This is a genomic window from Streptomyces sp. P17 (assembly GCF_032436805.1).
Lineage (GTDB): Bacteria > Actinomycetota > Actinomycetes > Streptomycetales > Streptomycetaceae > Streptomyces.
Map to the genome: position 1 here is coordinate 1 of NZ_JAVRBF010000080.1, position 20888 is coordinate 20888.

Below are 20888 nucleotides of genomic sequence, written 5' to 3' on the forward strand. Positions count from 1 at the left end.
GCGACCTGCCCGTCCCTGATCTTGACGTTGATGGCGTCCACGAACAGGACCGGGCAGACACGGTCCAGGGGACGGTTCTGCCATTCGGCCATGCCGTCCATGACCTTGTCGGTGATGGTGGAGATGGTCTGCTTGGACACCTCGGCGCCGTAGACCTCGGCCAGGTGCGCGGATATCTCACCGTGGGTGAGGCCCTTCGCGGACAGCGACAGCACCATCTCGTCGACGCCGGTCAGACGCCGCTGGCGCTTCTTGACGATCTGCGGCTCGAAGCTGCCGGCCACATCCCGGGGCACCCTGACCTCGACCGGACCGACGTCGGTCAGCACGGTCTTCGCCCGGGTGCCGTTGCGGCTGTTGCCGTTGTTCTTCCCGGCCGGATCGTGCTTCTCGTAGCCGAGGTGATCGGTGATCTCGCCCTCCAGGGCGGACTCCAGCACCCGCTTGGTCAGCTGCTGCAGCAGTCCGCCCTCACCGGTCAGCTGCAGCCCGTCCGTACGAGCGCGGTCCACCAGCATTGCGATCAACTGCTCGTCCGTCGCCGTACTCGACGGCGCCTGGACCGGCTCCTTAGCGTGCTCCTGCTCAACGACGGTGTCGGTCATCTCTGGCGTCTCCTTGATCATCAGATCCGCCGTTGATTAGACACTCCCGATTTCGCGAGCAAGGCCGCTCTGCGGGAGTGGGCCGGCAACACATGACAAGGGGAGTGTCTCGACATGGGTGGATCGGTCGCCGCGGTCAGTAGCAACCGCACCTACTCCTTCAGCAAGCCCAACCGCGACAGCATCACGCTGATCGCGGGGTTCGGGGTGGAGGGGGATGTGCATGCGGGGGTGACGGTGAAGCATCGGTTTCGGATGGCGAAGGATCCTTCGCAGGTGAATCTCCGGCAGGTGCATCTGATTCATGAGGAGTTGTTCGAGGAGGTGCGGGAGGCCGGGTTCGAGGTGGGTGCCGGGCAGCTCGGGGAGAATGTGACGACTCGGGGGGTCGATCTGCTGGGGCTGCCCACGGGGGCGCGGCTGTTGCTCGGGGACGAGGCAGTCGTCGAGGTGACCGGGCTGCGGAATCCGTGTGCGCAGATCGACGGGTTTCAGAAGGGGCTCATGAAGCAGGTCGTCGGGCGGGGTGAGGACGGGCGGGTGCGGTTCAAGTCCGGCGTGATGAGTGTCGTGCTCGTCGGGGGTGTGGTGCGGCCCGGGGACATCGTGAAGGTGGAGTTGCCCGATGGGCCGCACCGGCCCTTGGAGATCGTCTGAGGTTCGGCGGGCTCAGGCCCGGAACTCCGGCTTGCGCTCCGGTGCCGCCTCCGCCAGCGCCTTCGTCACGCCCTCCACTCCGGCCCGCAGGCCGTAGACCGGCGTGTCGGGCTGCTGGCGCCAGGAGTCGTCGAGGCCGCCCGCGTCGACGGTGTCGTAACCGAGTTCGTCGATCAGGGCGCGGACCTTGGCCTTCGCCGGTTCGTCGTCGCCGGCCACCGGGAGGGCGATGCGGTCGGGGTCGCCGGCCGGGCGGTGGCGGTCGAGGAGGTCCTGGGCGTAGGTGCCGTTGAAGGCCTTGATCACCGGGTGGCCGACCTGCCGTTCCGTCCAGCGGCTCTCGGTCAGGCCCTCGTCCTCGATCCCGGCGATCTTGCCGTCCCGCTGCTTCGGGTAGTAGTTGCCCGTGTCGATGACCGCCACGTCCTCCGCCGCCCCGTCCAGGACACCGGCCGGCAGGTCCGGTACGGCCTTGAGGGGAATGGTGATCACGACGATCTCGGCGCCGCGCGCGGCCCCCTCCACCGGCACGGGCGTCGCCCCGGTCTCCGCCGCCAGCTCGGTGAGCGTGTGCGGTCCGCGTGAGTTGGCGACGGAGACGTCGTGGCCGAGGGCGGTCAGTCGCCGGGTGAGGTTGCCGCCGATGTGGCCCGCGCCGATGATGCCGATCTTCATGTCAGACCTTCCGAGGTAAATGCACGTGCATTCTTCTGATGTGGTGCATCAACCTCGGAGTCCTTCCGGCTATTCCTGGGTGAGCTGTCGTTCTCAGAGCCGTACGACGATCTTGCCCGTGTGACGGTTGGACTCCATCAGGCGGTGGGCGTCCTGGATGGTGTCGAGCCCCTCGAAGACCTCCGCGACGACCGGCCGGAAGCCGCCGTCGGCGAGGCCGGCGTTGACGAAGGCGGTGGCGCGGCGGCGGCCGTCGCCCGTGTCGGTGAGGGCCATGTTGGCGTACGTGTGGATCGTGAACGGCCAGTTGAAGGGGATCTCTGCGGGACGGCCGTCCAGCCAGCCGTAGAGCACGACGGATCCGCCGGGCGCGAGGGCGGAGGTCAGGGCGCCGAAGCCCGGGCCACCGATCCCGTCGAAGATCACCTCAACGCCCCGGCCGCCGCTGATCTGCTTGACCTCCTTGGCGACCGCGTCCCCTTCGGCGTCCCCGGTGACGATCACCTCGGCCGCCCCCACGTCGAGCAGTTGCTTCCGCTTGGCCTCGGTCCGCGTGGTGGCGATCGGGATCGCGCCGATGCGCCGGGCGACCTGGACGGCGGCGGTGCCGACGCCGCTGGAGGCACCGGTGACGAGCACATGGTCCCCGGGCCGCAGTCCGGCGGTCTCCAGCAGGGCCCCGTAGGCGGTGCTGTACGTCATCCAGGCCGCGGCCCCGGTGACCGCGTCGACGGAGGCGGGGCGCCGGACGACGGCGGACTCGGGCAGGACGAGCCGCTCGGCATACACGCCCTGGGCGCTCATCTCGATGCCGGGCCCGGTCATCACCGGGTCGCCGACGGCGAGTTCGGTGACGCCCTCGCCGGTCGCCTCGACGACGGCGGAGGCCTCGTAGCCGAGGCGGGAGGCGGGGAGCGTGGGCTGGTAGTAGTAAGTCCCGGCGCGGAACAGGGCCTCGGCGCGGTTGAGGCCCAGCGCCTCCACGCGGAGGGCGACTTCACCCGGGCCGGGCTCGGGGACAGCCGCGTCCTCGATCGTCAGCACATCGGGTCCGCCGAGGTCATGAAAGAGCACGGTGCGTGCGGTCGTTGGCATGACATCGACGGTACGGGCGGCACCGGAGACGATCCATGTCTGTCGATCCTCGGTTCATGTCCGTTCGTCTCGCCCCTTGACCGGATGGCTATCGTACGGACATGGATGTCCTCAGCGACGCGGTCGCCGCCATGCGCACCGGACGACCGCACTCCTCGCGCAACGACATGTACGGGCCCTGGGGCATGCGCTTCGAGGCCTCGGCCGGCGCGGGGTTCCATGTACTGCTCAGAGGATCGGCCTGGTTGGTCCCCGCCGAGAGCGAACCGGTCGAACTCGGGCCGGGGGACGTGGTGTTCCTGGCGAGCGGATGCGGACACGGGGTGGCCAGCGGTCTGGACGTACCGATGAAGGAGGTACGGCTCAAGGACGACGGCACCTGGCCCGAACTGCCGCCCGATCCGGTGGGGTCGGGCCCGCCGACCACCGTCATGCTGTGCGGCGCCTACCACCTGGACCGCTCCCGCGCCCACCCCCTGCTGACCGAACTGCCCGAGGTGGTGCATCTGCCCGCCCGTGTCGGCACCCACCGTTCGCTGCGGGCGGCGGTGGAGCTGCTGGGCGTGGAGCTGGCGGAGCCGCGGCCGGGCTCGGACACCATCGTGACCTCGCTGCTGGACACCCTGCTGCTGTACATCCTGCGTGCCTGGTGGCAGGGGGAGGCGCGGACCGGCGGGCACCCCACGGGGTGGGCGGCCGCGCTCGCGGATCCCGTCGTCGCGGCGGCACTGCACGCCATCCACGACGACCCGTCCCGCCCCTGGACGGTGGAGGAGCTCGGCGCCCACGGCGGCCTGTCCCGGGCGGCCTTCGCCCGCCGGTTCACCGCGCTGGTCGGGGCGCCGCCGCTGACGTATCTGACCTGGTGGCGTATGACGACGGCCGGCCGACTGCTGCGCGAGGAGGACGCCCCGCTCCGGCAGATCGCCCAACGCACCGGCTACACCTCGGAGTTCGCCTTCGCCAAGGCGTTCAAGCGGGAGTACGGCGTGGCCCCGGGCCAGTACCGGCGCCGGGCCTCGTGAGTCAGTTGTCGAACCACACCACGAGGCGCACATTGTCGTCGCCGTAGAGCCCGGCGAGGGTGCGCATCACGTCCCACACCGGGGTCCACCGCTCGTCCTCCAGAACCACTTGGCGGCGCGTGGGCGGATCCTCGCCGCATGCCTTCGCATCCCGGTCGGCGCGCTCCAGTTCGTCCCAGCCGATCCAGGACGGGCTGTGCCGGTCCGGGTCGTCGTAGGCCCGTCGGGTTGGGGTGGACGCGTCCTCGGGCAGGCCTCGGCCGGCGGCCGGCGGTGCGAGATCCCAGCCGTTGCGCACGCCGAACAGGCAGCCGGCGTAGTTACGGCCGTGGTAGAGCAGCGCCAGGTCGATGGCGCAGTCCCACTCGTCCTCGTCGTAGTCCCAGGCGCCCTGGCCCGAGCGGCACTCCACCCTGCCGTGAATGTCACATCCCGCGGCCGGATTCTGACCGTGGAAGGGGCGCCCCGCCAGGCATTTCACCGGCCGGGCGCCCCTTCGCCACGCGTCACTTGCTCAGGTACGACCAGAACTCGTCGAACGACAGCGCCTTGTCGCCGTTGAGGTCGCGGTCCTTGATGACCGCCTCCGCGACGGCCTCGGTGACGTTCCAGTCGCCGCCCTGGGCGAGGGCGGTCTTGAACTCGGCCGCGGTGATGAAGCCGTCACCGTCCGTGTCGATCCGCTCGAACTGCCTGCGTGCCTCGTCGATGTCCGCCACCGATCCGCCCCTTCGTCATGCTTGCTGCCGTGATTGCGAAGGTCAGATTAACCGTCCGCCCGTGATCGCAGCGCAGCGACCACCCACGCGAACTCCTCGGCGTGCTCGATGTCCGGCTCCCGGCCGTTCAGGAGGGCGATCAACTGACGGTAGCGGTTGGCCTGCGCGTGGAACCCGGCCTGCAGACGGTCGAGTACGGCGGCCCGGTCCGCGTCCGGGCCGAGCAACTCGTCCAGGATCTCCTCCGCTTCCGGGGCTTCGGGGGCGATGCCCCGCTGGCGGGCCCGTCCGGCCAGTTCCACCAGCCGCTTGAAGAACCACATCGAGGCGCCGGGCGGGGTGTCCGGCCCCCGGTCGCGGGCGTTGAACTCCACCATCTGCCGCATCCGCGCCCGGAACTCCGGCTCCTGGACCAGCTCCGCCAGCTCCACCCACACGTCCACCTGCCGCGGACTCGGGTCGTCCGGCAGATCGACGGTGACGTGCCGCATCCGGTGGCTGATGTCGGGATCCACCCCGTCGAGCCCGTGGAAGACCTCCGCCACGAACTCCTCCATGATCCGCCTCCGCTCGGCGGCCGACAGCCGTGCCAACTTGTTCATCAGCGTCATCTCCTCCGCGGTGGAACCGCGTCGCGCCACGGACGACAGCACCGCACGGGTCACCTTCAACGAGCGGATCTGCGCGTCCAGCGCCCGCACATGGGCCGCCGCGACCTCCGCCACCGACGTCTCCCCGGCCAGCACCTTGCGTACGTCGTCCAGGCCGAGGCCCAGTTCCCGCAGCGTCCGGATCAGCTCCAGGCGGGCGGCGGACTCGGCGTCGTAGAGCCGGTAGCCGCCCGCGGAGCGGGTCACCGGGGTCAGTACGCCCTCGTCGGACCAGTAGCGGATGGTGCGCACCGTGAGGCCGGTCGACCTGGCCAGTTCGCCGATCGTGAAAAGTCCGGTGCTGTCGTCGATCATGTCTGGGAGTCTGGGCCTTCCAGTGGGTGGAGACTCAAGGAGCACAGCGGTGGAGACTCTCCGGGACATTCTCGACGCGGCGGCCCACGGTGTTTTCCCCCCGCCGGACGGCGGTACCACCGTCATGCCCCAGCACTCGCCCCGGGACGCGGGTGTCCTCGCCTTCACCGCGCACTCCGTGGTCTTCACGGACGAGGACCCGGCGTGGGTGCACGGCACACTCCGCGCGGTGGACTGCGACGCGCTGGCGGCGACCATGAACGCCCGGTTCCTGGCCGCCTTCATGGAGCGGACCGGGCGTACGACCGACACGATCGACGTGATGCTGGTGGGCTCGCCCCTGCCCGGGCGGCCGGACGTGGAGCTGACGGAGATCGAAGACCCCCGGCATCCACGGGTGGTGTCCTCGCGTCGGCGACGGGACGACGTCCGTGTGTGGGCGGCGGAGGGCGCGGTGCTGGTCCTCGGGCGCGGGGTCGGCGGGCGGCTGGAGGTCGCCGTGGATGTGGCGGAGGGGGTACGGCACCGGGGGCTGGGGCGGGCGCTGGTCACCGCTGCCCGGCAGCTCGCCGGGGAACCCCTGTGGGCCCAGGTCTCGGCGGGGAACGCCCGCAGTCTGCGGGCGTTCCAGGCGGCCGGCTATCGGCCCGTGGGATCGGAGGCGCTGTTCATCCCCCGGTAGGGGTCAGTGCCAGGCCTCGTAGTGCGGGTTGCTCTCGCAGCCGCTCATGATCTCGACCTTGGTCGACTTGTTCACCGGGCAGACACCGATGATGTACTTCCGGTCGATGCCGCCGGGGAAGGCCACCTCGACCTGGTCGGCCCATTTGTGGGTGTCGCCGATGGTCTTGTTGACGTCGATGCCGCCCGGGGCGTCGATGTAGTAGTTCCAGCCGGACTTCCACCACTTCTTGTACAGATCGTGGTCGTACGTCGTGGACACGTACGGCGAGGGCTGGTTGACGAGGACGTAACTCTCCACGTCGTACTGGCCGTTCACCACGTCCTTGGGCTTGAAGCCCTCCTCGAAGACGATGGAGGGGCCGCGGCCGTCGGCGCGGTAGAGGGTGCCGCAGCTCTTGCGCCAGACCGGCTCGGGGGTGATGCGGCCGACGTCGACGCGGCGGTCGGCGGCGGCCTTGACCGGGTCGTCGAACTGGACGGGACAGTCGGCGGGAGCGGGGGTCTTCGCCGGCGCGGTGGCCGCCGTCGTCGCGAAGACGGCGGCCAGGGACAGGACGACGGCAGCGGTGCGCCGCCGCAGACGGGTTGTGATCATGGAGACCACAATTCCGGCTCTGCGACGGCACGTTGGGATGTTCACTCGTCCGGCGGCGTGTCAGCGGAAGACGCCCGTGTGCCCCAGCGAGTACCGCCCCGGCTGCGGGTACACCGCGAGGCCGTGCGGACCGCTGCCGACGGGGATGCGCGCGAGCTGGGTGCCGGTGCGGGTGTCGATGGCGTACACCTCGCCGTCGTAACGCCCGGACAGCCACAGGACCTTGCCGTCCGCCGAGACCCCGCCCATGCCGGGGCTGGCCGCGCGGGAGGGGCGGAACCAGGTGCCGATGGAGCCGGTCAGGCTTCGCAGGCGCTCGGCACAGTCGGTGATCTCGGCGCGGGCCCGCGCCTCGTCCATCGCGTTGATGTCGAGGTGGTGCTGGGTGTGGTTGCCGAGGTCGTGGCCGGCGTCGAGGATGCGGCGGGCGAGTCCCGGGTTGGCGTCCAGCCAGCTGCCCACGGCCAGGACCGTGAGGTGGGCGCCGCGGCGTTCGGCCTCTGCGAGGACGGCTTCGGCGGTGGCGGGGTCGCCGTTGCCGTGGAAGGTGAGGGCTACGCGGTGGGTGGTGTCCGGGCCGTGGGTGAGGTGGGTGGGGTGGCCCGGGATACGGCGGGGGCTCCGGGCGGTGGGGGGCTTGGGCGCGGCGTGGTGGGCGGCGGCGCCGGTGGTGGTGCAGGCGGCCGTGAGGGCGTGGTGGGCGGCAGCGCCGGTGGTGGTGCAGGCGGCCGTGAGGGCGTGGTGGGCGGCAGCGCCGGTGGTGGTGCAGGCGGCCGTGAGAGCCGTTGCGGTGACCAGTCCGGCGGCCGCTTGGAGGACCGTCCGGCGGTCATTCTGGGTCACCTGCCCTGTTTAAGGGGGGTTACGGGTGGATTCCGGGGATTTTCGCCCCCGCCACCCCCACGTCAGCGGTCCGCCACCCTCATCTCGAACCACGTCGTCTTGCCCCTGGGCAGCAGATCCACTCCCCAGCGGTCCGCCAGTTTGTCCACCAGGAACAGGCCCCTGCCGCTGATGTCCATCTCCTGGACCGGCATCAGACACGGCAGGCCCCTGGACGGATCACGGACCTCGATACGGATCCAGCCGCGACGGCGGCGCATACGGAGGCCGAAGACCCGGGCCCCGGTGTGGCGTACCGCGTTCCCTACCAGTTCCGAGACCAGTAAGACCGCGTCTTCCGTCATCTTCGCCGTCAGACCCCACTGGCGCAGTACGACTACCTGGGCCAGCCGGCGGGCCGTTGCCGCGGATTCGGGGCGGGAAGGGAGCGGAACTTCCGCCTCCGTAGGATTGCCGAACAACTCCAGCGCCTTCAAGGCGTGTTCGTCCTCGACCGTCGGCGACCAGCGCGCCGCGGTCGCACGGCCGTGTCCCCGCGGCTGTTCGATACCCTCCAGCCCCGCCATGCTCCCATGATGGCCGCCCAGAGCGCCCTCCGGGGCCGTTCCTGCGGAATACGCCCCCCGGAATCCACCATTCCGCGAGCGCCGGTTGGCATATGACGCGGGCAGTTCGGGGCCTGCTGCAGCCCCTGTGACCTGCGGCGAAGGCTCTGCTGACGGCAATCGACGGGCCTCCTCGACAAGACAGGCTTAAGGCTGCTTTAAGGCTCCCATAAACCGTCCCATCGAGGGACCCGGATCAGACATGGCGTCAATTGCAAGCGGTTCCGCGTGATCCGGCGGAGTGGATCAGAGGAACTTGGCCTTGCCGGGACCCTCTTCCACGAAGCTGCGCATGCCGGTCTCACGGTCCGGCGTGGCGAACAGGCCCGCGAACCAGGTGCGTTCCACCGCGAGGCCGGTCTCGATGTCCGTCTCAAGGCCGGTGTCGACGGACTCCTTCGCGGCGCGCAGCGCGATCGCCGGGCCCTGTGCGAGCTTCGCGGCCCAGGCGTGCGCGGCGGTGTACACCTCATCGGCGGGGACCACACGGTCCACCAGGCCCAGGGTGAGCGCCTCGTCCGCCTCGACCATCCGGCCGGTGAAGATGAGGTCCTTGGCCTTGGAGGGGCCCACCAGCCGGGACAGCCGCTGGGTGCCGCCCGCGCCCGGGATCAGGCCGAGCAGGATCTCGGGCTGGCCCAGTCTGGCGTTCTCCGCGGCGATGCGGAAGTCCGCGCACAGGGCCAGCTCGCAGCCGCCGCCCAGGGCGTAGCCGGTGATCGCCGCGACCACCGGCTTGGGGATGCGGGCGACGGCGGTGAAGGAGTCCTGGAGGGCGCGGGCGCGCAGGACCATGGCCGTGTGGTCCATGGCCTGCATCTCCTTGATGTCCGCGCCGGCCGCGAACACCTTCTCGCCGCCGTAGATCACCACGGCGCGCACGTCGTCGCGGCGGGTCGCCTCCTCGGCGAGCTCCTTGAGGCGGTCCTGGGTGGCGACGTCCAGCGCGTTCATCGGGGGGCGGTCCAGGCGGAGCGTGCCCACGCCCTCGGCGACTTCGAGATTCACGGTCATGCTCCGCAGGTTAACGGTGACTAACGCCCCGCAGAAGGGCGGCCCCGCTCCTTACTTCGTCCACTCCTCCCACGACATGTTCCAGCCGTTGAGGCCGTTGTCGGGGGCGATGGTCCCGTCGTTGGAGTTCTTCACCACGACCACGTCGCCGATCATGGAGCGTTTGTAGAACCACGCGCCCGGCGTTCCGTTGTCGTAGGCGCCCTTCACATCGCGCAGGCCGACGCAGCCGTGGCTGGCGTTGTAGTTGCCGAAGGCGTCGCCGCCCCAGTAGTTGCCGTGGATGAAGGTGCCGGACTGGCTCAGGCGCATGGCGTGCGGGACGTCGTCGATGTCGTACTCGCCGGCGTAGCCGACCGTGGCGCCGTTCATCCGGGTCTCGATGAACTTCTCGGTGATGACCATCTGGCCGTTCCAGGTGTCGTACCCGGGCTTGCCGGCGGTGATCGGGATGGTCTTGACGACCTTGCCGTCCTGCATGACCTTCATCTTCTTGGTCTTCACGTCGACGACGGAGACCTGGTTGCGGCCGATGGTGAAGGAGACGGTCTTCTTCTGCTTGCCGTAGACGCCGTCGCGTCCCTCGACGCCGTCGAGGTTGAGGTCGACGGTGACCTTGGTGCCTTCCTTCCAGTACTTCTCGGGGCGGAAGTCGAGGCGGTCGTTGCCGAACCAGTGGCCCTGGACGTCGACGGCCGGCTCGGTCTTGATCCGCACGGCCTTCTCGACGTCGTCCGGGTTGGTGATGCCCCGGTCGAAGCGCAGGGAGAACGACATCCCTACGCCGACCTTCGAGCCGTCCTCGGGGGTGAAGCTGCCGAGGAAGGTGTTCTGCGGCGTCAGCGTGGTGAAGCTGGAGTCCTCGGCGGCCGCACGGCCCTCGGAGTCCTTGGCGACCGCGCGCACGGTGTACTTGGTGGACGCGGCGAGGTGGGTGGACGGCGTCCAGCTCGCGCCGCCGTCGGTGATCTTCCCGGGTATCGCCTCGCCCTTGGCGTCCTTGACGACCACCTCGGACAGCTTGCCCTTGCTCGCGCTGACCTTGAGTGCGCCGCTGGTGTCGACGGACTTGGCGCCGTCCTTCGGGGCTATGGAGACCACGGCCTGCGACGGCTTGCTCTCGGCCTTGCCGGAGTCGCCGCCCTTGCCCTTGCCGTCCTCGGAGCCCGAGTCCGAGCCGCCACCGCAAGCGGTGGCGGCCAGCAGCAGCCCCCCGGCGAGCACGGCCGTGAGCCTCCTGCGCGCGTCAACCGACGCCCCCGATATCGGTCGCACGTTCAAGTCCTTCTCTCCCCTCGCCGGGCCTGGTCAGCCCCCGCCCCCGCGCGTCAAGCACGCGCTCGGCGCATATTAACCACAAGGTCATCCAGCTCGGCGCCCCGCGATTGTCACCGTTCCGTACCGAGTTCTGTACCGACTTCGACGGAAAGCCACGTCAAGTGGCTCCCCTGTCCTGTTACTTCACCGCACTTCCGGCCTTCCACTCCTTCCAGCCCATATTCCACCCGCCGAGGCCGTTGTCAGGAGCGACCTTCTTGTCATTGCTGTTGACGACCTCGACGACGTCCCCGATCAGGCTCCGGTCGAAGAACCAGCCCGCCGGGGTGTCCGAGCTGCCGCCCTTGACGTCCCTGAGCCCCACGCAGCCGTGGCTGACATTGGCCTTTCCGAAGGCGTCCGGCGCCCAGTAACTGCCGTGCAGGAACGTGCCGGATTCGGTCAGACGCATGGCGTGCGGGACGTCCGGGATGTCGTACTCGCCCTTGCCGTCGTCGTCGGTGAAGCCGACCGTCGCGCCGTTCATCCGGGTCACTTCGAGCATCTCGGTGACGACCATCCTGCCGTTGTAGGTGGTGGTCTTCGGGGCGCCGGCCGTGATCGGTACGGTGGCGAGCAGTTCGCCGTCGCGCCTCACCTCCATGGTGTGCTTGGCGGCGTCGACCGTGGAGACCTGGTGGCGGCCGACGGTGAAGGAGAACGTCTTGTACTGCAGGCCGTAGACGCCCGGAGCGCCCTGAACATCGCGGAGCTTGAGGGAGACGGTGACCTGGGTGCCGGGCTTCCAGTACCGCTCGGGGCGGAAGTCGAGGCGGCCCTTGCCGAACCAGTGCGGGCGGATCTCGACGGCCGGGCGGGCGGTGACGCGGACGGCGCGTTCCACGGCGGCGCGGTTCTCGATCTCCCGGTTGAACTCCAGGGAGACGATCATTCCGGTGCCGACGGTGGAGCGGTTCTCCGGGGAGACGTACCCGATGAACCGTTCCTCGGGGACGTAGGTGGTGAAGGTGGTGTGCCGGGCGGAGCGGCGGCCGTGGCCGTCCAGGGCCACCACGTCGACGGTGTAGCGGGCGGCCAGCGCCAGTTGCCGGTCGTCGGGTTCCCAGCGCAGGCCGTCGGCGGAGATCTGCCCGGGGACCGGGGTCTCCTGCGCGTCCTGCGACCTGACGACCTTCACCGACTCAAGTCGCCCGCTGGGCACCCCTACCCGCAGCTTCTCGTCGGGCCTCACTCCCCGGCTGCCGTCGTCCGGGGTGACCCTGATCACCTCCTCGGGTGCCCGGGGTTTGCCGAGCCCGCCGAGGCCGGCCCCTCCGATGGCGTCCGAAGTGCAGCCGGCGGCTCCGGCCAGCAGTCCTGCCCATGTCAGTACGGCGGCCAGTGCGACCCCCGCGCGCCGCGCGCGCCCTTGTACGTGCCTCACAAGGATCCCAACGACGGGGCACGCTCCGGGGAAACGTGAGTGCGAGCCAAGGGCTGGGCAGAACAGTGGGGAGGACGACGCGACGGGGAGCCGCGGCCCGGGACTCCGCGCCCCTTGGCACGTCTGTCCAAGAGCCGTGGGAGGCCGAAGGTGTCCAGCAGCGCAGCCGAGCGTGAGGCGGTGGCTCAGGAGCGGGCCGCCGAAGGCGCCGTTCTCAACGGAACCGCGCGCCGGACGCCGGGCGTGCCCGTGTGGCCGGGTGCGCCGACGCCGCTGGGTGCCCGCTTCCGGGTGGGCCCGGACGGGGTGGCCGGTACCAACTTCGCGCTGTGGGCGGGCGGTGCCGAGGCGGTCGAGCTGTGTCTGTTCGACGAGTCGGGCAAGGAGACCCGGGCCAAGCTGACCGAGCTGACGCACGAGATCTGGCACGGCTTCGTGCCCGGGGTGATGCCGGGACAGCGCTACGGCTTCAGGGTGCACGGCCGCTGGGATCCCTGGACCGGCGCCCGCTGGAACCCGGCGAAGCTGCTGCTCGACCCGTACGCCCGCGCGGTGGACGGCGACTTCGGCCTGCCGCCGGAGGTGTACGGCCATGTCCGGGACTGGCCGCAGCAGCAGGTCGCGGACACCGTCCGGGACGACCGGGACTCGGCGCCGTACGTCCCGAAGGGCGTCGTCGTCCACGATGACGACGACTGGACGGATGACCGCCGGCCCAAGACGCCCTGGGCGGACTCGGTCATCTACGAGGTGCATGTGCGCGGCTTCACCAAGCTGCACCCGGGCATCCCCGAGGAGCTGCGCGGGACGTACGCGGGGCTCGCGCATCCGGCGGCGATCGAGCACCTGGTCAAGCTGGGCGTGACGGCCGTGGAGCTGCTGCCGGTCCATCAGTTCGCGCACGAGGACCATCTGCTGCGCAGGGGCCTGAAGAACTACTGGGGCTACAACTCCATCGGCTACTTCGCCCCGCACGCCGCCTACGCGGCCTCCGGGACCACAGGGCAGCAGGTCGGCGAGTTCAAGCGGATGGTGCAGGCGCTGCACGAGGCCGGGATCGAGGTCATCCTCGACGTGGTCTACAACCACACGGCGGAGGCGGGCGAGCTGGGCCCGACGCTGTCGCTGAAGGGCATCGACAACCGGGGGTACTACCGGTTGCAGTCGGACGCCCGCCGGTACGCCGACTACACGGGCTGCGGCAACACCCTCCATGTGGTCCAGCCCCATGTCCTGCGGCTGATCACTGACTCCCTGCGCTACTGGGTCACGGAGATGGGCGTCGACGGCTTCCGCTTCGACCTCGCCGCCGCGCTGGCCCGCTCCATGCACGACGTCGACATGCTCTCGCCGTTCCTCGCCGTCATCGCCCAGGACCCGCTGCTGAGCCGGGTGAAGCTGATCGCCGAGCCGTGGGACGTGGGCTCGGGCGGCTACCAGGTCGGCGCCTTCCCCCCGCTGTGGACGGAGTGGAACGACCGCTATCGCAACGCCGTCCGCGACTTCTGGCGGGGCGCGCTGCCGGACGTACGGGATCTCGGCTACCGGCTGTCGGGCTCCAGCGACCTGTACGCGTGGGGCGGCAGGCGGCCGTACGCCTCCGTCAACTTCATCACGGCGCACGACGGTTTCACGCTCCGCGACCTCGTCTCCTACGAGCGCAAGCACAACGAGGCCAACGGCGAGGGCAACCGCGACGGCACGGACGACAACCGGGCGTGGAACTGCGGCGCGGAGGGCGAGACGGACGAGGAGCGCGTACGGTCGCTCAGGCGGCGGCAGTTGCGGAATCTGCTGACCACCCTGCTGCTGTCGACGGGTGTGCCGATGCTGGTCGCGGGTGACGAGCTGGGGCGCACCCAGCGCGGCAACAACAACGCGTACTGCCAGGACAACGAGATCAGCTGGCTGGACTGGGGGCTCCTGGAGGACCCGGGCTGGAAGGCGCTGTTCGAGCTGACCTCCCGGCTGATCGAGCTGCGCCACCGGCATCCGGTGCTGCGCCGCCGGGCCTTCTTCTCCGGGCGCGCGCACTCGGCCGACGGGCTGCGGGATCTGGCCTGGTTCACCGCGCGGGGCACGGAGATGACGGAACGGGACTGGTACGCGCCCGCCGCCACGCTCGGCATGTATCTCTCGGGACGGGACATCCCGGGCCGCGACGAGCGCGGCGCCCCCATCGTCGACGACAGCTTCCTGGCCGTCCTGCACGCCGGCGACCGCCCGGTGAGCTTCGTCCTCCCGGCGCCGCCCTGGGCGGAGGAGTACGAGCTGGTCGTCGACACCTCACGCGAGGAGCAGGGCGAGTCACCGGGCACGGTCCACCGCGCGGGGACGGCGATCACGGTGCCGGCGCGGGCGGTGCTGCTGCTGAAGGTGGTGGGCTGAGGGGCCCTGTCCGGGCCGTACGAAAGGCGGGCTCGCCGAGCCGGCCGTCTCGCCGGATGCCTGCTGCGCGGCGGGGGCGGGCGCTGCGGCGCGGAGTGGAAGTACTTCCGGGACGCGGCCGGCGGGGACCACCTGGGGACTGCTGCCTTATCCCACAGGCTGAGTCAAAACTCGGTGGGCGTTGTCAGTGGCGATCCGTAGGCTCGCTGCTGATGTCGACGACACCTGCACCCGCCGAGGAACGCTCCGCCGTCAGAACCCTGCTGAGACTGTGGCCGTATGTCCGGCCCGTGCGTGTGCGGCTGTTCACCGCCGCGTTCGTGGCGGTCCTCGCCTCCTGCGTGGGGCTGGTGATTCCGCTCGTGCTCAAGTGGATGGTGGACGGGCCGGTCTCGGAACGGGATCAGGGCGGGGTGTGGCTCGGGGCGCTGTATCTGCTGCTGCTCGGGCTCGGTGAGGCGCTGCTGTTCGGGTTGCGGCGGTGGCTGGTGGCGCGGCCGTTGTCGCATGTCGAGGCGGAGATGCGGGCGGGTCTCTACCGGCATCTGCAGCGGCTGCCCGTCGCCTTCCACGACCGTTGGGCCTCGGGGCAGTTGCTGTCCCGGGGGACCACCGATCTGATGCTCGTGCGGATGTTCCTCGCGTTTCCGCTGACGTTCCTGCTGGTCAACAGCGTCACGATTCTCGTCGGCGTGATCATCATGCTGCTTCAGGACTGGACGCTGGGTCTGGTCATCCTCGGGCCCGCCGTGCCGGTGATGGTCATGTGCCTGGTCTTCGAGCGGCGGTACGCCGAGGTCGCGCGGCGCGCGCAGGATCAGGTCGGGGATCTGACGACCGTGGTCGAGGAGAGCGTCCTCGGTATCCGGATCATCAAGGGGTTCGGACGGCATCGGAGTCAGGCCCGGGCGTTCCGTGAGCTGTCCTGGACGCTGCGGGGGACCGAGCTGCGAAAGGCCCGGCTGCTCGCCGTCATCTGGGCGGTGATCGTGACGTTGCCCGAGGTGGCGGTCGGGGCGGCGCTGGTGGTGGGGTGTGTGCAGGTCGCGGACGGCCAGTTGTCCGCGGGCACGTTGGTCGCCTTTCTTTCCACGGCACTTGCCCTGCGGTGGCCCGTGGAGTCGATCGGGTTCCTGCTGGCGATGAGCCAGGAGGCGGCGACCGCCACGGAGCGGTACTTCGAGGTGATGGACGAGGTACCGGAGTCCGGGACGGCACGGCTGCCCGCGGCCCGGCCGGCTCGTCAAGCCGGGCTTGTCTTCGACAGCGTCTCCTTCCGCTACCCCGACGCCCCTCCAGAGTCCCCACCCGTCCTCGACCGCATCGACCTCCACATCCTCCCCGGAGAATCCATGGCCCTCGTCGGGGCCACCGGCAGTGGCAAGACCACCCTCACCGCGCTTGTTCCGCGACTGCACGAGGTGTCCTCGGGGCGGATCACGCTCGACGGGAAGGACATCATGGCCATGTCCCGGGAGGAGCTGCGGACCAAGGTGGCCGTCGCCTTCGAGGAGCCCACGCTGTTCTCCGCCTCCGTCGGGGAGAACGTCCTCATGGGTGCCGACGACACCGCCGGAGCCGCCGAGCTGGAGCGCGCGCTCTCCGTCGCCCAGGCCGGCTTCGCGCACACCCTGCCGCAGGGCACCGACACCAAGGTCGGCGAGCAGGGGCTCAGCCTCTCCGGAGGGCAGCGGCAGCGGCTGGCGCTCGCCAGGGCCGTCGTAGGACGGCCGCGGTTTCTCGTGCTCGACGATCCGCTCTCCGCCCTCGATGTGCACACCGAGGCCGCCGTGGAGGCCGCCCTGCGGGACGTTCTCGCGGAGACCACCGCGCTCATCGTGGCGCACCGGCCGTCCACCGTGCTGCTCGCCGACCGGGTCGCGCTGCTGTCCGGCGGGCGGATCGTCGCGGTCGGGACACATCACGAACTGCTGCGCACGAACGCCGAGTACGCCCATCTGATGTCCGGAACGGAGGCCCACGGATGACCGCGTCCGCCACCACCGCGGCCCCGGCCAAGAAGCCCGAGCCCGAGGACACCGGCGACCCCTTCGACCGGGACGTCCTGCCCACTCCCCCGGGCGCCACCGGAGCGCTGCTGCGTTCGCTGCTCGCGCCGATGAGGGCGCGGGTCGCGCTCACCACCCTGCTGCTCCTCGTCCAGCAGGCGGCCGTACAGGCGGGCCCGCTGCTGGTGGCGTACGCCATCGACGAGGCCGTACCGGCGTTCCGCGCCGACGACCACGGTCCGCTGATCGCGGTGGCCGTCGGCTATCTGCTGTGCGCGGCGGCCTCCGGTGCCCTGCAGTACGCGTTCGTCATCGCCGCCGCCCGCGTCAACCAGGACGTCCTGCTCGATCTGCGCGGCCGGATCTTCCGGCACGCGCAGGCACTGAGCATCGACTTCCATGAGCGATACACGAGCGGCCGTCTGATCTCCCGGTCCACCACGGACGTGGAGTCGCTGCGGGAGCTGCTCAGCGAGGGGCTCCAGGAACTCGTCACCGTCATCCTGTCGTTCGTCTACATCTCCGCGATGCTGCTCTGGCTGGACCTCGGGCTCGGCGCGCTCGCGGTGGCCTCCTTCGTGCCGCTGTATCTGCTCATGCGGAGCTACCAGCGGCGGGCCGGGCGGGTGTACCGGACGCGGTCCACCGCCATCGCCGCGGTGATCGTGAAGTTCGTGGAGACGATGAACGGCATCCGGCCGGTGCGCGCGTTCCGCCGTGAGGCCGTCAACGACGCCGACTTCGCCGTACTGAACAAGCACCACGAGCGGACCAACGGCGACGCGCTGCTGGAGATGGCCCGGTACGTCGTCGGTTCGCGGCTGGTCGCCAACACGGCCGTCGCGGGCATCGTGCTGTGGGGCGCCTACCGGGTGGCGGGCGGCACGCTGGCGCTCGGTGTGCTGGCGGCCGCCGTGCTGTATCTGCGGCGGCTGTACGACCCGATCGACCGGCTCGGGATGTTCCTGAACTCCTACCAGTCGGCGTACGCGTCCCTGGACAAGATCGCGGGACTGCTGGCCCAGACGCCGTCCGTGCCCGAGCCGTCAACCCCCAAGCAGCTCCCGGCACTTGAGTCCGAGCACCCGGGCCGCGAGGTCGTCTTCGACGGGGTGCGGTTCGCCTACCGCACCGGCGGCGAGGTGCTGCCCACCTTCGATCTCACCCTTCCGGCCGGGCAGACGGTCGCGGTGGTCGGCTCGACCGGCGCCGGCAAGTCGACGCTCGCGAAGCTGCTGGCCCGGTTCTACGACCCCTCCGACGGCCGGGTGCTCCTGGACGGGGCCGATCTGCGTGAGCTGTCCGTGCCCGAACTGCGGCGCGGGGTGGTGATGGTGACACAGGAGGCGTTCCTGTTCTCCGGCACGGTCGCCGAGAACATCGCCCTCGGGCGCCCCGACGCGACCCGGGAGGAGATCGAGCGGGCCGCGAAGGCGATCGGCGCGCACGAGTTCATCAGCGCCCTGCCCGACGGGTACGACACGGACGTACGCAAGCGGGGTGGCCGTATCTCCGCCGGTCAGCGGCAACTCGTGGCGTTCGCACGGGCGTTGCTCGCCGATCCGGCGGTGCTGATCCTCGACGAGGCGACCAGTTCGCTGGACATCCCCGGCGAACGGGCGGTGCAGCGCGCGATGGCGACCGTGCTGCACGGCCGTACCGCCGTGGTGATCGCGCACCGGCTGTCCACGGTGGAGATCGCGGACCGGGTGCTGGTCATGGAGCACGGGCGAATAGTCGAGGACGGCTCGCCGGCCGAACTCATCGCGGGGACCGGACGGTTCGCGGATCTGCACCGGGCGTGGCGGGACAGTCTGGCGTAGGCCCGGAGCACAAGATCCCCAAACGTTCGTATAACGAACATGAATTCCCGTACAACGAACGATTTCCGGCCAAGTTTCTGACGCGCCCCTGACAGGAGGGGTGATCTCCTGCCACTCTTCCCACGGCCGCTTCACAGCAACCCCATAAGTTCCCCCCGCTGTGCCCGGCCGTCGCTCCCGCACGTCGTTCTGCGTACCGCTTGCTCTGCCCGGCCGGCCCACCCGCCGGACGGTCTCCCCTGGCCGCGCGATCCGCGGCCGCGCAGAAGGAGTCAGTTTTGAGAAGCAGTTCCTCAGACAGACGCACCTCCCACAGATCCACCACCCGCCGGGCCGCAGCAGTCGCCCTCGTCGGTGTGTCCGCCCTGATCGCCGCGACCGTCCAGTCGGGCGCCGCCACCGCAGCCCCCGAGAAGGCACCGTCGGCCGCGGGCAAGGTCATACCGGGCGCCGAGTCGGTCAAGCTCACCCCCGCCCAGCGCGCCGAGCTGATCCGCACGGCAGACGCCGCCAAGGCGGACACCGCCGAGGAACTCGGCTTGGGCGCCAAGGAGAAGCTGGTCGTCCGTGACGTCCTCAAGGACGGCAACGGCACCATCCACACCCGCTACGAGCGCACCTACGACGGACTGCCCGTCCTCGGCGGAGACCTCGTCGTCAAGAGCACCAAGTCCGACGCGACGGCGTCCGTCCTGAAGGCCACCAACAAGGCGATCAAGCCGGCCACCACCAAGGCGGCCGTATCCGCGGCGAAGGCCGAGCGGCAGGCCCTGGCCGCGGCGGAGGCCGAGGACGCCAAGAAGGCGGACGTCAACCGTGCGCCCCGCAAGGTGATCTGGGCGGCGAGCGGCACCCCGAAGGTGGCGTTCGAAACGGTCGTCGGCGGCTTCCAGCACGACGGTACCCCGCAGGAGCTGCACGTCATCACCGACGCCACCACGGGTGAGAAGCTGTACGACTGGGAGGCGGTCCAGACCGGCACCGGCAACACGGTCTACAGCGGTACGGTCCCGCTCACCACCACGCAGTCCGGGTCGACGTACAACCTCACCGACGGCGCGCGCGGCAACCACAAGACGAACAACCTCAACCGCGCCACCTCCGGCACCGGCACCCTCTTCTCCGGTCCGGACGACGTGTGGGGCAACGGCAGCCCGTCCAACCTGGAGTCGGCCGCCGCCGACGCCCACTACGGTGCCGCGCTGACCTGGGACTACTACAAGAACGTGCACGGGCGTTCGGGTATCCGCGGTGACGGTGTCGGCGCCTCCTCCCGGGTCCACTACGGCAACAACTACGTCAACGCGTTCTGGCAGGACTCCTGCTTCTGCATGACGTACGGCGACGGATCGGGCAATGCCAACCCGCTGACGTCGATCGACGTGGCCGCGCACGAGATGACCCACGGGCTCACCTCCAACACCGCGGGCCTCATCTACTCCGGCGAGTCCGGCGGTCTGAACGAGGCGACCTCCGACATCTTCGGCTCGACCGTCGAGTTCTATGCCAACAACCCATCCGACGCCGGTGACTACCTCATCGGCGAGAAAATCAACATCAACGGCGACGGCACCCCGCTGCGCTACATGGACCAGCCCAGCAAGGACGGCGCGTCCAAGGACAGCTGGTACTCCGGCATCGGCTCGATCGGCGTGCACAACTCGTCCGGTGTCGCGAACCACTTCTTCTACCTGCTGAGCGAGGGAAGCGGCACCAAGACCATCAACGGTGTCACCTACAGCTCGCCCACCTCGGACGGCCTTCCGGTCACCGGCATCGGCCGGGACAAGGCGGAGAAGATCTGGTTCCGCGCGCTGACCACGAAGTTCACGTCCAACACCAACTACGCGGGCGCCCGTACCGGCACCCTCGCGGCGGCCGGTGAGCTCTACGGCACCACCAGCCCCGAGTACCTGGCCGTGCAGAACGCCTGGGCGGGCGTCGCGGTCGGCGCGCGGCCCGGTGGCGGCGGTGGCGGTACGTCGTTCGAGAACACCGCCGATGTGTCGATCCCGGACAACGGCGCCGCGGTGACCTCGTCGATCACCGTCTCCGGGCGGACGGGCAACGCTCCGTCGAACCTCGCGGTGGCGGTCGACATCGTCCACACCTACGTCGGCGACCTCCAGGTGCAGCTCGTTGCCCCCGACGGGACGGCGTACACACTGAAGGGCTACGGCACCGGCGGCAGTTCGGACAACCTCAACACCACGTACACCGTGAACGCCTCCTCCGAGGCCGCCAACGGCACCTGGCAGCTGAGGGTCCAGGACAACGCGGCCATCGACACCGGCTACATCAACAGCTGGAAGCTGACGTTCCCGTAGGTCGTCCCGCTCCCCTGTGAACAGGGCGCCGTCCCGGTGGTTCAACTCCCCGGGGTGGCGCCCGCTTTACATTTCTGAAACGTTCACCGGACAGTCGGCTTTCGGCCAACATCGTTTGGTGGTCCTGACATGTACGCGCCTCTGGTGTCACTCTTCCC

The 20888-nt window shown here is 69.9% G+C and carries 19 protein-coding genes; 7 read left to right on the forward strand and 12 right to left on the reverse strand.

Going from position 1 to position 20888, the window contains the following annotated elements; translation table 11 throughout:
• Window positions 1-518 (reverse strand): transposase (locus tag RMT89_RS35430; RefSeq protein ID WP_315887885.1); only part of this gene is annotated, 518 nt, incomplete at its 3' end.
• A gap of 201 nt (window positions 519-719) precedes the next feature.
• Here RMT89_RS35430 and RMT89_RS35435 point away from each other — a divergent pair.
• Window positions 720-1262 (forward strand): MOSC domain-containing protein, encoded by a 543-nt coding sequence (locus RMT89_RS35435; protein ID WP_315887862.1) that lies wholly within the window; start codon window positions 720-722, stop codon window positions 1260-1262.
• A 12-nt stretch (window positions 1263-1274) separates the two neighbouring features.
• On the opposite strand, the gene RMT89_RS35440 is transcribed toward RMT89_RS35435, so the two are convergent.
• Window positions 1275-1937, reverse strand: coding sequence for an NAD(P)-binding domain-containing protein (locus RMT89_RS35440; protein WP_315887863.1), 663 nt, complete (start codon window positions 1935-1937; stop codon window positions 1275-1277).
• 93 nt (window positions 1938-2030) lie between these two features.
• The gene (locus tag RMT89_RS35445; RefSeq protein WP_315887864.1) at window positions 2031-3032 is read right to left on the reverse strand and encodes a zinc-dependent alcohol dehydrogenase family protein; all 1002 of its coding nucleotides are present in this window, start codon (window positions 3030-3032) and stop codon (window positions 2031-2033) included.
• A 101-nt stretch (window positions 3033-3133) separates the two neighbouring features.
• On the opposite strand from RMT89_RS35445, the gene RMT89_RS35450 reads away from it, so the two are divergent.
• Window positions 3134-4057 carry an AraC family transcriptional regulator gene (locus tag RMT89_RS35450; RefSeq protein WP_315887865.1) on the forward strand — a complete coding sequence of 308 codons (924 nt, stop codon included), beginning with the start codon at window positions 3134-3136 and terminating at the stop codon, window positions 4055-4057.
• 1 nt (window position 4058) lies between these two features.
• Here RMT89_RS35450 and RMT89_RS35455 read toward each other — a convergent pair whose 3' ends face one another.
• The 3 genes from RMT89_RS35455 to RMT89_RS35465 all read right to left on the reverse strand — a co-directional run bounded on the left by RMT89_RS35455 (window position 4059) and on the right by RMT89_RS35465 (window position 5741).
• Complete coding sequence (locus tag RMT89_RS35455; protein ID WP_315887866.1) at window positions 4059-4469, reverse strand: hypothetical protein; 411 nt, start codon at window positions 4467-4469, stop codon at window positions 4059-4061.
• A gap of 94 nt (window positions 4470-4563) precedes the next feature.
• Window positions 4564-4776 (reverse strand): EF-hand domain-containing protein, encoded by a 213-nt coding sequence (locus RMT89_RS35460; protein WP_315887867.1) that lies wholly within the window; start codon window positions 4774-4776, stop codon window positions 4564-4566.
• 47 nt (window positions 4777-4823) lie between these two features.
• Window positions 4824-5741: a MerR family transcriptional regulator gene (locus RMT89_RS35465; RefSeq protein ID WP_315887868.1), complete on the reverse strand. Its 918-nt coding sequence runs from the start codon at window positions 5739-5741 to the stop codon at window positions 4824-4826.
• 49 nt (window positions 5742-5790) lie between these two features.
• Between RMT89_RS35465 and RMT89_RS35470 the strand changes: the two genes are divergently transcribed.
• A complete protein-coding gene (locus RMT89_RS35470; protein ID WP_315887869.1) occupies window positions 5791-6423 on the forward strand; it encodes a GNAT family N-acetyltransferase in 633 nt (210 codons plus the stop codon).
• A 3-nt stretch (window positions 6424-6426) separates the two neighbouring features.
• Here the strand turns inward: RMT89_RS35470 and RMT89_RS35475 are convergent, their stop codons facing one another.
• The 6 genes from RMT89_RS35475 to RMT89_RS35500 form a co-directional block, all read right to left on the reverse strand.
• Window positions 6427-7020, reverse strand: coding sequence for an ADP-ribosyltransferase (locus RMT89_RS35475; protein ID WP_315887870.1), 594 nt, complete (start codon window positions 7018-7020; stop codon window positions 6427-6429).
• A 60-nt stretch (window positions 7021-7080) separates the two neighbouring features.
• Window positions 7081-7863: a polysaccharide deacetylase family protein gene (locus RMT89_RS35480; protein ID WP_315887871.1), complete on the reverse strand. Its 783-nt coding sequence runs from the start codon at window positions 7861-7863 to the stop codon at window positions 7081-7083.
• A 62-nt stretch (window positions 7864-7925) separates the two neighbouring features.
• On the reverse strand, window positions 7926-8429 hold the full coding sequence (locus RMT89_RS35485; protein WP_315887872.1) for an ATP-binding protein: 504 nt from the start codon (window positions 8427-8429) through the stop codon (window positions 7926-7928).
• A 285-nt stretch (window positions 8430-8714) separates the two neighbouring features.
• Window positions 8715-9482, reverse strand: coding sequence for an enoyl-CoA hydratase-related protein (locus RMT89_RS35490; RefSeq protein ID WP_315887873.1), 768 nt, complete (start codon window positions 9480-9482; stop codon window positions 8715-8717).
• A gap of 51 nt (window positions 9483-9533) precedes the next feature.
• Window positions 9534-10763 (reverse strand): Ig-like domain-containing protein, encoded by a 1230-nt coding sequence (locus RMT89_RS35495; protein ID WP_315887874.1) that lies wholly within the window; start codon window positions 10761-10763, stop codon window positions 9534-9536.
• Window positions 10764-10938: 175 nt separating this feature from the next.
• Complete coding sequence (locus tag RMT89_RS35500) at window positions 10939-12183, reverse strand: Ig-like domain-containing protein (RefSeq protein ID WP_315887875.1); 1245 nt, start codon at window positions 12181-12183, stop codon at window positions 10939-10941.
• Between the two features lie 150 nt (window positions 12184-12333).
• On the opposite strand from RMT89_RS35500, the gene glgX reads away from it, so the two are divergent.
• The 4 genes from glgX to RMT89_RS35520 all read left to right on the forward strand — a co-directional run bounded on the left by glgX (window position 12334) and on the right by RMT89_RS35520 (window position 20730).
• The gene (gene glgX / locus RMT89_RS35505) at window positions 12334-14571 is read left to right on the forward strand and encodes a glycogen debranching protein GlgX (RefSeq protein ID WP_315887876.1); all 2238 of its coding nucleotides are present in this window, start codon (window positions 12334-12336) and stop codon (window positions 14569-14571) included.
• A 212-nt stretch (window positions 14572-14783) separates the two neighbouring features.
• Entirely contained in the window at window positions 14784-16559 is a 1776-nt protein-coding gene (locus tag RMT89_RS35510; RefSeq protein WP_315887877.1) for an ABC transporter ATP-binding protein, read from the forward strand.
• The gene (locus tag RMT89_RS35515) at window positions 16556-18403 is read left to right on the forward strand and encodes an ABC transporter ATP-binding protein (RefSeq protein ID WP_315887878.1); all 1848 of its coding nucleotides are present in this window, start codon (window positions 16556-16558) and stop codon (window positions 18401-18403) included. The genes RMT89_RS35510 and RMT89_RS35515 overlap by 4 nt, the downstream gene beginning before the upstream one ends.
• Window positions 18404-18681: 278 nt before the next feature.
• A complete protein-coding gene (locus tag RMT89_RS35520) occupies window positions 18682-20730 on the forward strand; it encodes a M4 family metallopeptidase (RefSeq protein WP_315887879.1) in 2049 nt (682 codons plus the stop codon).
• Window positions 20731-20888 lie beyond the last annotated feature (158 nt).

Coding starts and splice junctions, on each gene's coding strand:
- RMT89_RS35515 (WP_315887878.1), top strand. CDS start 16,556: ATGACCGCGTCCGCCACCACCGCGGCCCCGGCCAAGAAGCCCGAGCCC.
- RMT89_RS35465 (WP_315887868.1), bottom strand. CDS start 5,741: ATGATCGACGACAGCACCGGACTTTTCACGATCGGCGAACTGGCCAGG.
- RMT89_RS35435 (WP_315887862.1), top strand. CDS start 720: ATGGGTGGATCGGTCGCCGCGGTCAGTAGCAACCGCACCTACTCCTTC.
- RMT89_RS35490 (WP_315887873.1), bottom strand. CDS start 9,482: ATGACCGTGAATCTCGAAGTCGCCGAGGGCGTGGGCACGCTCCGCCTG.
- RMT89_RS35440 (WP_315887863.1), bottom strand. CDS start 1,937: ATGAAGATCGGCATCATCGGCGCGGGCCACATCGGCGGCAACCTCACC.
- RMT89_RS35450 (WP_315887865.1), top strand. CDS start 3,134: ATGGATGTCCTCAGCGACGCGGTCGCCGCCATGCGCACCGGACGACCG.
- RMT89_RS35485 (WP_315887872.1), bottom strand. CDS start 8,429: ATGGCGGGGCTGGAGGGTATCGAACAGCCGCGGGGACACGGCCGTGCG.
- RMT89_RS35445 (WP_315887864.1), bottom strand. CDS start 3,032: ATGCCAACGACCGCACGCACCGTGCTCTTTCATGACCTCGGCGGACCC.
- RMT89_RS35475 (WP_315887870.1), bottom strand. CDS start 7,020: ATGATCACAACCCGTCTGCGGCGGCGCACCGCTGCCGTCGTCCTGTCC.
- RMT89_RS35510 (WP_315887877.1), top strand. CDS start 14,784: ATGTCGACGACACCTGCACCCGCCGAGGAACGCTCCGCCGTCAGAACC.